The organism is Cellulomonas sp. P24, from assembly GCF_024704385.1.
In the GTDB taxonomy this organism is placed as follows: Bacteria; Actinomycetota; Actinomycetes; order Actinomycetales; family Cellulomonadaceae; genus JAJDFX01.
Genome location: NZ_JAJDFX010000002.1, coordinates 20813 through 31688 on the forward strand (window position 1 = coordinate 20813; position 10876 = coordinate 31688).

The window sequence follows — 10876 nt, forward strand, 5'->3', positions numbered from 1 at the left end:
CCTACGCCGCCCCGGCGATGGCCTCGTTGGTCCACGTCAGCTGCTGCTCGACCGGGTGCAGCCGCGTCTCGACCTTGTACGGGTGCTCGCCGACCATCCACAGCGCCCGGCCCTTGCGCTGCATCGCCCACCCGGTGATCGCCGCGGTCGCCTGCGGGCCAAGGCCGAGCATCGCGTCCAGGTCGCGGGCGATCTCGGGCTTCTGGCCGTGCAGGATCTTGATGTCGGCGAGGTGCATGAGGTCCCGGGCGATGTTCGCGGCCTGGGAGCCGACGTCACCGACGGTGAGCATGTCGGACGGCTTGTGCGCGTTGGCCCACTGGATGTCACCGCCCTTGCCGGCCACGCCCCGCGACAGGCGGAAGTCCTCGTCCAGCGACTTCACGGCGTCCACGCCCAGGCGCATGATCTTCCACACCTCGTCGCGCACGACGACGCGCAGGTCCCCCGGCGGGGCGATCTCGCGCATGCCCCGGCCCCAGGAGTTCAGCGCGAGCAGGGCGATGCCGATCGCCTCGTCGCCCAGCGGGCTCAGCCGCGACAGCGACAGGGACTGGATGGGGGCGGTCCAGTCGACGGCGATGTTCGTGTGGTCGTCGAACAGGCCGGCCAGGGCCCCGGAGACGAGTTGGCCCAGGGCGTCGCGCAGCAGGCGGCTCTCGTCGAGGAACTGCTGGCGGGTGGCGAAGCGGCACTGGTCGACGAGGGTGTCGCTGGGCTCGTCGAGGTGGTGCCACAGCTGCGGGATCGTCGTCTCGGTGAGGGTCGATGAGGCGTGCGCGTAGCCGGTGAGGTCGCGCAGTGCGGTCTTGACGATCACCTCCTCGGAGGGGCCGAATGGGACGCGTTGCTCGCCGATCCGCTGGCTGCCGACGAGGCCGCGGACGAGCGTCAGCCAGCGGGAGAAGACGATTGCGGCGCGCTGCTGTGCCTGCCGGGCGTTCAGCCGGTCCCAGCCGTCGCCGAGGGGTCCGAACGCCAGCGGGTTCACCCGTGCCGGCATGCCGGGGCCGAGGGCGATGGGGTCGACGCCGAAGAATCGGCACAGCGGCTCGTACTCGTCCTTCGGGTCGCCGAGGATGAGGATGCGGTAGCCGAAGTCGGTCATGCGCAGGGCGAACGCCTTCGTGGTGGCGGACTTTCCGGTGCCGGGCTTGCCCATGGTGATGACGTTGGCGTTGGTGACGGGGATGTCGTCGCGCAGCACCCAGCCGATCGGGTCGGCGTAGAACGCGGTGCCCGACATCGTGTCGGCGCCCATCTGAGCCCCGGTCTGTGGCAGCCCGGGGCCGGCGACGAACGGCCAGAACGCCCCGGCCTGGTCGGAGGTCATCTGGTAGGACACCACCGGCGCCGACGCGGGTGCCCAGCCTAGGCCTCGTCGTCGGTCGCCGCGCGCCCGCACGTGCCGGAATAGCCTGTCGGGCGAGGCGGCGGGCGGCGTAGCGAGAGCGGCGGGCAGGTCGTGCCCGAAGTCGGCGAGGAGCCGGGAGACGTCCCTGCCCGTCGTTGCCGGCCGGGGGCTCACGCGTCCCCCGTCCGCGTCAGGCTCACGCCGAGCGGCACGACGGAGGCGGCGAACGCAATGTCGTGGCTGACGTCCAGGCGCAGCGGGGCGAACCCGGCGCGGCGGATCGCTGCGTCCAGGCGGCGCCCATACTCGGCGACGCGCACTGTCTTGGGCACGGTGACCGTACACACCGCGTACGGGCGGGTGACCGCGCTGCCGCGGGCCTGCTTGATCTCCAGGGATCGCACCTGCGCGGCCGCGTCGTGCATCTTCGTCGTCGAGCGCATCCGGGCCCGCTCCCGCAACCCCTGACCCATGTCGGCGGCCCACTCGCGCGACGCCGTCTGCCGAGCGGCCTTGGCCTGGCTCAGGATCGGGAAGGCGACGAGGAAGCTGCGCCGCTCCCCCGGCTCGGTCGGGGTCAGGACCGGAGCGAGCGCACCCAGGACGGCGCCCTTGACCGGGAGCTTGATGGTGGCGCTGATCGAGTTCCACGCGTCGTGGCTGTAGTGCCGGGCGACAACGTCGGCGCCCGATGGGCCGGCCATGGCCCACGGGACGTCCGCGGTGACGTCCTCGCCGTTTGCCGCAGCGAGGAGCGCGTCGACGATCCCGGCGCGGTCACCGGGGGCGAACCCGGTGCGGCACGCCACGGCGAGCTCGGGGCTCGTCAGCCAGGTCACGGCTACCGCGCCGAGGCCGCCCTTGAGCTGGGCCTCGACCTCGGCCATGAGCCCGTACATGACCTGGGCGCGTCCCTCGACCCCACGGCCGGCCTCTCGGGCCGCCTTCCCGATCCGGGTCTCGGGCACGACGATCGTCACGAACGCCTGAGTGCGGACCGACGCCTGCGTCAGGACGCGCTGCAGGTCGTCGTTGATCGCCCGGACCTGCGCCGGCCCGTCGGGGCGGCGGTGACGGCGGATCCACTCGTCGCGCTCGGCGCCGTCCTCGGGGACCGTGCGCACCAAGAGCAGGACCTCGTCGATCAGCTCGGTGCGTCCCGCCTGGTCGATCAGGTCGGCCAGGCCCTTGGCCATCCGCGCCCGGTCGTCGACCCCGCGCATGCCGATACCCGGGTGGACGATCGCCGCCGTCGCCGCCCAGGTGCGCGCGACGTGGTTCTGGATCAGGGCTACCCGCGCGGCGTTCAGGCCGACGGGCGGCCCCTCGTGGATCTCGACGCCGGTCAGCGACCCCGGCAGATCGACGCCTCCGAGGTCGTCGGCCTGCCCGCGCGAGGCCTGGGAGCGAAACCGGGTCCAACCGCCGAGCCCGCCGATCGCGACGGCCGTGCTGGCCAGCAGCCAGCCCAGGGCCGAGCGGCCCCGCACCGGGACGACAGTCACCACGGCGACCACGCCGGCGACCAGGAGAAGGACGGCCGCCGACGCCCACGCTCGTCGGCTCAACGCCCAGAGGACAGGCAGGACGCAGACGGCCAGCACGGCCGCCTGCCAGCCTGTGAGCCCGAACGGGAACCAGCCGATCCTGGCTCGGGAGTACTCGCTGTAGACCTGGCTCACGGGCAGTCTCCTCTCTCAGACGACGACCGCGGCGACGGCTGCCTCGGGCGCTGCGGCTGCGCCGCCTCCGGCACCGCCGGCGGCGCCGGCCGTCGGGGATCCGCCGACCGGGGGCTTCCCGGTGGCGCTCGGGCTGGGACCGAAGCCGGCATCGTCGTCGGGCCCCGAGCCATTGATGTCCGGGGTGTCCTCGTCGCGCGAGCGGCCCTGTTGACCGGGCCGGGAGCGGCTGCCGGAGAAGTCCGGGATGTAGGTGTTGTGGCCGACGCCCATCTGATTCGTCAGGTCCGCACCGAGGGCGGCACCCTGGCTCCCCAGGCCCTGCGCCATGCCCCAGCCCTGCGCCAGCACCTGACCGCCCGCGCCGAGGGCGCCGAGGAAGCCGCCCGCCGAGCGAGCAAACCGGTCGTTCGTGGCCGCCTCCGTGTCGGCCTCCCCTCCGGACTGCCCGGAGGCGTCGCTGCTGGAGGCTGCATCCGAGGTGTTGGCGCCGTCCGCCCGCCCGTTCAGGACTCCTTGCCAGCCGCCCTGGGCGGCCAGCCCGGCGCGCATGGCCGAGCCGGAGCTCGTCCCGGGGTCGACGAACGCGAGCAGCTTGAACAGCGCCAGCGGCGCGAAGCTGCCGACGAAGATCAGCACGACGCCCGGGACGGCAGTGCCGATCGCCGTCTGCAGGGAGTCGGTCATCGACAAGGCCACGCCGCTGGTCGCCTTCACGCCCAGACCAAGCATCAGGACCATCAGGACGGGCGTGAACGCGGCGGCCAGGAACCAGCGGAACGTCTTCCAGAACCAGGACCGTCCGCCGTCCCAGACGAGCCCGGCCGCGGACACCGGATTGGTGGCGGCCAGCACCATGAGCGCGGCCGCGCGGGCGAGCATGACCAGCAAGTGCGCCACGGCCGCGAACACGACGAAGATCCCCAGAACCCCGAGGACCGTCGCGACGGTGCCGTCCGTGAGGTCCGCGGTCGAGAACCCCGTCCACGGCTGCCACGCCGACATTGAGTCGACGCCGAGCAGCGACTGCGTCAGCGCCCTCGTGAGTCCCCCGGCGGCGGCGAGGATCGCGACGGCGAAGACGATCCACATCACCCACACCGCTCCGAACTGGCCTACCCCGAGCAGCACCCGGCCCACGCTCTGCCCGTCGCGGCGCACCCCGGCGATGCCGAGCTGCACCAGGAACAGCAACAGCACCACGGCGCCGGCGATCCAGAACGTCGCGCCGTAGAGGTCCCGCATCGGGCCGCCGGCGCTCAGGTCGGGCACGAGGAACGCGTCCTCGATGGTGAGGGCGAGCTTGAGCAGCCACAGCCCGGCATTCCAGATGCCCAGCATCGCGGCGGTCCACCCGTCGGCGACGACACTGGCGGCAGCGTTGCCCAGGGCAGCGAAGGGGTTGAGGTAGTCCGACCAGTTCATACCGACCTCACTTCGCCGCGCTCGTCGTCCAGGTGCGCCACCCGGCGGCGGCGGCGAGATCGGTCCCGGGCCAGGTCGATGGCGCGGGCGCCGGGGACGCACCGGGCGCGATGACCCAGCGGTCGGCGGCCCACTGCAGGCGTTCGCAGTACCCGTACGCCGCGCGAGCTTCCGTCACGACGGTGACCGTGACGTCGAGCAGCACGCAGGCCACCACCCAGTCATCCTCGTCGCTGCCCTTGATCTGCGCGGCCACGGGGACGGTGACCACCGAGGTGCCGGGTGCGTCGATGTGCCGCCCGGCCTCGCTGGCCAGGAGGGCCTGGACCGCGGCCATCAGCGCCCACTCCTCGACTCCCGGCGCCCCGGGCGCGGACCAGTGCTCGTGCGCGGCTCGCACCTGCGGGATCGACATGCTCTGCAGAACCGTCGTCGCTATCGCGGCGAGCTGGCCGACCGCACCCTCGGGGGTGCGATCGAACCCCGTCGGGACCTCCGCAGGGCCAAGACTCGTCGCCGCGGGCACCACGATCGTCGGCGCCGGGCTGGCGGCCGGGGTGCCGCCGCGGGAGTCGTGCGGGGTCACCCGCAGCATCGGCGCAGCGGCGATGGCGTCCCGGCGGGCTGGCCCGCTCGGCAGCGCGTCGACGACCACCGCGGCGCGATCGTCCCCGGTGCCCCTGGACGCGACGGCGCCGTGCACGGCGTAGACCAGCCCGACCAGGCCGCTCACGACGACGAGGACCAAAGTGACGACGATGGCGAGGAGCCTTCGCCTGCCCCACTGCGGGGTCTCGTCGGGAAGCGCCGACATCACACGCAGCCCGCGCCGGTGATACCCGCGACCATCGGCGGGACCACCATGTACGCGATTCCGGAGATGAACATCATGACCAGCGAGACGATGCCGGCCTTGCTGGCATGCGGCAGCGAGAACACCCGCCCGCCGACGATCGCCCCGAGCCCGACGATCACGCCGATGCCCAGCAGGATGAGCACCCCCCACATCACGTAGCCGGTCATCTGGTCCGCGTAGGCCTGGGCGCCGGGCGGCGCCACCGGGCAGACGGCGCGCATGGCGGTGCCGAGACTGTGCGCGGCGAGGATCCTCATGAGCTTCCCTTCTGTGGATGTCCGGCAGCGCTCACGTGGCGCAAGACGTCGCGCGCGGCCGTGACGAGCGCCGGTGGCAGCGGCGCGGAGTCGATACCGCGCAGGGCGAGCCGCTTGTCGTGCGGGACCGCGACCCACCGCCCGGTGCGGTGCTGGTCCCGCGTAGCGGTGCCCATCGCGGCTGTCAGCGCGGGTGGCCATCGGCGCGGGTCCGGGCCGCGCACCGCGACAACCGGTCGGATTGGATCGAGCAGGGTGAGGGCGATCTCCAGGCGACGGAGCCCCGGCACGGTGGCTGTGCCGACGAGTACGAGCTGCGGCGCTGCGTCCACGGTGGCAAGCAACCAGCCGTGAGTCGCGCGCAGCTGCCCCAGCTGCCAACCGACGTCCAGCACGCTCAGGACCGTGCCGGTGGCCGCGTCGTCGGGCAATGGCAGCTCGCCGGCGCTCACACGGAGAAAGCTCGGTCGGGCGAGATGGACCTGGTCGCGGCGTCCGACGATCCATCCCGAAGAGGTCGTCCCCAGCTCGGCGGTGGCCGCTCCCGCCAGGCCCGACGCGGAGGGCGAGCTGCACTCGATGACACGGGCCGGCGAGGCGTGGGTGGCGATCGCCAGCGCGAGGCTCGTCGCGCCGGCCTGGGGCAGGCAGCCGACCACGGGCAGAACACTCTCCCCCGGACGCCAGAAGTGGGCGTCTGTCACCGCAGGCTCGGTCGGCCTGGGCGCGGCCTTCGAGTCCGTGGGTCGCGGCGCGAGGAACTGCCCCTCCTGGACGGCGAGCCACGCCCGCCGCAGCTCGTCGACCCCGACTGCTCGGGTCGCGCTCGTCATCGTCGACCACCAGCCAGCGCGGTGCGGCGCATCCGCAGCGCCTCGCGCAACTGTTCGGCGGGCAGGCCGGCCAAGGCGGTCTGCGCGGCACGGGCCCGGCGCAAGCGCTCCAGGCTCTCCTCGAGGCCGGCCACGGCGGCGGCCTCGTCGTGGGCCTCGTGCAGCAGCCGCTGCAGCTCCAGGTCGTCGGTCACGGTCATCACCTCGCCACCGAAGGCACACCGCAGCGGTCGGGCGCTCACTGCGTCACGCCGAGAGCTGACGCGCGTAGGCATCAGCCAGCGCCCGGATGCTGCGCCGGGCTCGGCGGCGGACCGTCGCCTCCGAGACCCCGTGCCGCGCCGCGACCACGCTCGACCCGGACCGGGAGCACAACCCGCCGCGCCCCTCTCGGCTGCGGGTCACCTCCATCTGGCAAGCGGCTTCGGCCAGGCCGACGAGCAGCTCCCGATCGTGCTCGTCGATCACCCGGTGGGACGTCGCCCACGAGAGCAGCTCAGCCAGCTCCTCCTCTGGCTCGACCCCAGGGGGTTCTGCGGCCCGGGCGTCGAGAACCCGCCACAGGTCGGCCTCGGGCGCCAGGGGCATCGCATGCGCCCAAGTCGGGTCGACCGCCCGCAGATGTCCAACGGCGCCGAGCTCGCGCAGCACGCCGCGGCGCAGGTTCATGACGATGTTGCCCGCCACCTTCCGGCGTCGCTCCCAGGCAAAGCTGCGCACCTCGATCCACAGCTGCGCAGCGACGCACTCGTCGATCCGAGGCGTCATGTCACGCAGCCGATGAGCCACCTGGATCGCACCGGGGAGCAGCAGCCAGGCCAGCGCGCCGGCTGCCGCGATGTCGTCGCCTCCGGTCGGGCTGCCGAGGCGGGCGAGTCTGTGAAGGACGTCGTCGACGTCGTCGCGGTCCGCCGAGCGGATCCACTCGGGCAGGGCGAGCAGGTCGTTCACGACGGCCAGGCGTGGATCATGCCCGCGCCAGACGGGCCATTCCGTGCGGGCCTGGGCTAGCAGGCCCCCGGCCCGGTCGTCGAGTCCAAGTTGCGCCGAGACACTCATCGTGGGGTCCTTCCGCCGTAGGGATACGGCATGAAAGATCACGCTCGGACGTCCCCTGACTCGTCCCCCGATCGGCCCACGCCACCGATTCACGTCGACTCCGGCGCCGTCCCCCCCTCTCCGCGCGCATCGCCCCACCTGCGGAAACGTCAAGGGCCGCCGTGTCCCCCTTCGTCCCCCTGCTCGTGCTTCAGGAGCGCTGGCGCCACCCCGCGTGGACCGTTCGCCGACTGTCGGTGACCGCTGCCATGCTCGTGTTCGTGACCGACGGCGACAACGAAGAGCTGCCCCACCGGCAGTTGAGGCGGGCCCACCTACGACGGGTAACCGCGGCTGGCATCCCCGCCCGACGCGCTATTCGCCCTGATCGAGTCGGCACAGCTGTCAGTTCTCGAAGTCGCCTGCACGAGTCACCCATCGGGCACCGGACGGGGACGCGAGTGAGAGCTGGCGCGTTGGTGTGCACGGACCGTCCCAACGGTGCCTAACGACCGTCAAGCGGCGGCGCACGCGGACCCGGCTGGGCGCCCGATTCGGTGCACCTGACGGCAGCTCTGACTTCGACTGCCCCTGCGGGGCGATCTCCACGGCGTGGGCGACGGGGGTGGGGGCGTCCACGCTCAAGGTGCCTGCCGGCCACGCGCCCTCGGTGATCCATTTCCGGGCGGCGGTAGGGCCGACGACGACGGGGCATGGCGGCAGCGACTGAGCGCGTGGACACGCACCCGTGCCTGCGGAACCTTGCGCGCGTCAGGTGACCTCGTCCAAGTCATCTTGCCACTGTGTCAGCAGGCTGATCCCAGCGTGCAGGCGCCGGTCCCGGGCGGCGCGGACGGTGGCACGGGTCTCGAGTTCCGCGCGCATCGTGCGCCCGGCCGCGATCGCCTCCATCGCCGACCAGAACGCCTCGAAGGCCCGGAACCTCGACAGGTCAAGCACCGACTCCAGCACGGGCGTGGGCGAAGGTGTGCCGTGCATGATCCCGTTCCGGACCCGCAGGGCCCGGGCGGTCAACAGGTCCCGGGACCGGGTCAGCTCCCGCTCGAGCTCCATGTACAGCCGGGCGTCGCTGATGCTGTCCAACCAACGGGCGGCCGACCGGCGGGTCGTGGCGTCATCGCACCGGGCGAGCAGGTCCTCGCGGCGGTGCGCGGCCTTGACGAAGGAGTACGTCAATCCGCTCTCCCCGCCGGTCCGGACCGCGCGCTCGAGTTCGTCGCCCTCTATCCCACCGCCGGGCAGGCAGGCGGCGATCGCCCGCATCACCTCCTGGGCCCAGGTGGCGTATGGCCAGTCGCCCAGCACGTGTCGCTCAAGGTTCTCCGGGCTCATGCGCGCGTGGGTGGCCAGGTGGTAGTGGGCTGCGTCCTGCAACGCGAGGGCGGTGCGCTGGTCGATCACCCGGCGTCCTTCGACCCGGGACTCGCGGGACTCGCGGGAGTCGACCGCCGCCGCCTCGCCCAGCATCCGCAGAGCCTCGGCGAGGTCGGCCGACAACGGCACCGACAGCAACGTTGCCAGGTCCGGCCCGTGCCGGTTGATCCCGGTCGCCATGAGCCGCTGGCCGTAGTGGTCGACCTCCCCCGCCGGCTGGACGCGGTCGGCGGCGTACCAGCTCTCGGCATCCTGCCCATCGACCAGGAGGTGCGCAGGGCCCGAACGCTGCCACACGACACCGCCGCTGCGCAGCGCGACGGTGCTCAACAGCACCTGCACGGTCCGCTCGGCGTCTTCCAGGGCGAGATGGGTTTCGCGCTGGCCGAGGTCGACGCGGGCCAGTCCCAGGTACGGTCGTCGGCTGCGGTCCGGGACCCAGTTGACATCGTCGAACTGCCACCCAGTCGAATGGCCTTGCGCGAGCCGTCGCAGCTCGTCCCGGTGCGGAAAGGGTTGGCCGTCGTCGGCAAGCGCGTTCGGCAGGGCCCAATCCGCGTCGAAGAAGGTGACCGGCCCGAACGTCTCCTCCGAACCCATCAGGCGGGCCCGAGCGTAGGTGATCCACGCGATGCAGTGGTGCTTGGTGGGGGGTGCGGGTGAGGATCTCGTGCGCGGCGGCCAGACGCACCGCGATCGGCTGCCCGGCGGCGCGGGGATGCTCGGGCTGGGCCCACCGTCCAGGGTGCAGAGCCGACGCGGCGCCCAGGAGTGTGAAGTTGCTTCCTCGTCCGGAAGCGGCGAGCTGGCTGGTCAGATTGGTGAGCGACCACGCGAGAGGTTCGTCGTGACCGGACTGGCTGGCCTCGACGGCGTCCTGCCACGCAGCGCCAATCCCCCGAGCGGAGACCAGGGCAGCCCGCAGTCCAGCGGCCGGCGCGTCCATCGCGGCCACGTCGAGGGCGCCGATCTTTCCCTCCGTGAACCGGCCGTGCACCACGCGCGCGTACTGCGCGAGCCAAGGAGACAAGGCACGGCGCAGGTGCCGCTCGAGCCGGGCACTGCTGGCCGCGAACTCCGCACACAGGGCCCCGCGAGCATCCTTCCGTTGCCAGGTGTCCGGCCGGGCGTGGCGACGCCACTGTTCGATCTCCTCTAACGCGTCGAGCAGCGCCAGCTCGGCCGTGCGTGGCGCGGGCGGGGTGCGCAGGGCCTCAGCCAGCGCAGCAAGCCAGGCCAGGTCCGCGCCCTCGGGCGCTGAGGGGTGCGGCACCCGCACACCGTACGACAGGGGTGCAAAGGAGTCTGTCGGACCGCCGGAACTGGTGCGCGGCACGTCTCACGAAACTTCTTGACGTCCCTTATCGCCACGTAAGTGATCACCCCTCCCCGGAGGGGACAGTGCCGGTCATTCGCCCCCGTCCGGGAGTCACCTGACTGACCGACAGCATGCGCGAGTAGTTCGCGACCAGGTCCCGGTCCCGGGCGTCGAGTTCCATCGGCAGCCCTGGGTATGCAGCGATCAGATGAACCCGTGTGAGGTGCAGTAGGCCGGATCCTCGGTGCGCTGACGCTGCCAACGAGATGCGTACCGGCGGGCGCGCGTGGGTGACCCTCGGCCCAGCAATGAGCCGCCCCGGGTACAGCCCCGCGTCCACAACGAGGAATGCGGCCACGCTGCCGGCTCCGAGCCAGAAGGCCGGCGGCCACAGTACGAGGGAGACGCCCATCGCGGTGCCGATCACCAATGGAGCACCGAGCAGGTGCCAGGCGGGGACCGGCGAGTCCTCAGGAGCATGGATGGCGATCACGGCTCGCCGGTCGAGCCGCCACAGGTGCCGGCTGAGCAGGATCAGCAGCACGAGCCAGACCGGCCAACCGAGCACAGCCAGCGGCCAGCCGACGACGGCACCGAAGGGCCGGCGAGCCATCGCCCGAGCAGCCACCAGAGCCAGCGCCGGCAGGTCGTGGCCGCGGGCTCGCACCAGCATCCCGCTCACCTTTCGACGGCTTGGCTGCCCCGGACCAACGTCATC

At 72.4% G+C, this 10876-nt stretch carries 10 protein-coding genes; all 10 read right to left on the reverse strand.

Features of this window, described 5'->3' with window-relative positions:
- Position 1 precedes the first annotated feature (1 nt).
- Positions 2-1333, reverse strand: a complete 1332-nt coding sequence (locus LJB74_RS00235) for an ATP-binding protein (RefSeq protein WP_259306644.1) — start codon at positions 1331-1333, stop codon at positions 2-4.
- Between the two features lie 191 nt (positions 1334-1524).
- Entirely contained in the window at positions 1525-3036 is a 1512-nt protein-coding gene (locus tag LJB74_RS00240; protein WP_259306625.1) for an SCO6880 family protein, read from the reverse strand.
- 15 nt (positions 3037-3051) lie between these two features.
- Positions 3052-4461, reverse strand: coding sequence for a type IV secretion system protein (locus LJB74_RS00245; protein WP_259306645.1), 1410 nt, complete (start codon positions 4459-4461; stop codon positions 3052-3054).
- Positions 4462-4468: 7 nt separating this feature from the next.
- Positions 4469-5275, reverse strand: a complete 807-nt coding sequence (locus LJB74_RS00250; RefSeq protein ID WP_259306646.1) for a hypothetical protein — start codon at positions 5273-5275, stop codon at positions 4469-4471.
- The gene (locus LJB74_RS00255; protein ID WP_259306647.1) at positions 5275-5574 is read right to left on the reverse strand and encodes a hypothetical protein; all 300 of its coding nucleotides are present in this window, start codon (positions 5572-5574) and stop codon (positions 5275-5277) included. The genes LJB74_RS00250 and LJB74_RS00255 overlap by 1 nt, the downstream gene beginning before the upstream one ends.
- Positions 5571-6407 (reverse strand): hypothetical protein, encoded by an 837-nt coding sequence (locus LJB74_RS00260; protein WP_259306648.1) that lies wholly within the window; start codon positions 6405-6407, stop codon positions 5571-5573. Before LJB74_RS00260 ends, LJB74_RS00255 begins: the two co-directional genes overlap by 4 nt.
- Positions 6404-6601 (reverse strand): hypothetical protein, encoded by a 198-nt coding sequence (locus LJB74_RS00265; RefSeq protein WP_259306649.1) that lies wholly within the window; start codon positions 6599-6601, stop codon positions 6404-6406. The genes LJB74_RS00260 and LJB74_RS00265 overlap by 4 nt, the downstream gene beginning before the upstream one ends.
- 52 nt (positions 6602-6653) lie before the next feature.
- Positions 6654-7466, reverse strand: a complete 813-nt coding sequence (locus tag LJB74_RS00270; RefSeq protein ID WP_259306650.1) for a hypothetical protein — start codon at positions 7464-7466, stop codon at positions 6654-6656.
- Positions 7467-8216: 750 nt separating this feature from the next.
- Positions 8217-9440 carry a hypothetical protein gene (locus tag LJB74_RS00275; RefSeq protein ID WP_259306651.1) on the reverse strand — a complete coding sequence of 408 codons (1224 nt, stop codon included), beginning with the start codon at positions 9438-9440 and terminating at the stop codon, positions 8217-8219.
- 779 nt (positions 9441-10219) lie between these two features.
- Positions 10220-10831: a hypothetical protein gene (locus LJB74_RS00280; RefSeq protein ID WP_259306652.1), complete on the reverse strand. Its 612-nt coding sequence runs from the start codon at positions 10829-10831 to the stop codon at positions 10220-10222.
- Positions 10832-10876: the final 45 nt, after the last annotated feature.

Coding starts and splice junctions, on each gene's coding strand:
- LJB74_RS00235 (WP_259306644.1), bottom strand. CDS start 1,333: ATGACCTCCGACCAGGCCGGGGCGTTCTGGCCGTTCGTCGCCGGCCCC.
- LJB74_RS00245 (WP_259306645.1), bottom strand. CDS start 4,461: ATGAACTGGTCGGACTACCTCAACCCCTTCGCTGCCCTGGGCAACGCT.
- LJB74_RS00250 (WP_259306646.1), bottom strand. CDS start 5,275: ATGTCGGCGCTTCCCGACGAGACCCCGCAGTGGGGCAGGCGAAGGCTC.
- LJB74_RS00255 (WP_259306647.1), bottom strand. CDS start 5,574: ATGAGGATCCTCGCCGCGCACAGTCTCGGCACCGCCATGCGCGCCGTC.
- LJB74_RS00260 (WP_259306648.1), bottom strand. CDS start 6,407: ATGACGAGCGCGACCCGAGCAGTCGGGGTCGACGAGCTGCGGCGGGCG.
- LJB74_RS00270 (WP_259306650.1), bottom strand. CDS start 7,466: ATGAGTGTCTCGGCGCAACTTGGACTCGACGACCGGGCCGGGGGCCTG.
- LJB74_RS00275 (WP_259306651.1), bottom strand. CDS start 9,440: ATGGGTTCGGAGGAGACGTTCGGGCCGGTCACCTTCTTCGACGCGGAT.
- LJB74_RS00280 (WP_259306652.1), bottom strand. CDS start 10,831: ATGCTGGTGCGAGCCCGCGGCCACGACCTGCCGGCGCTGGCTCTGGTG.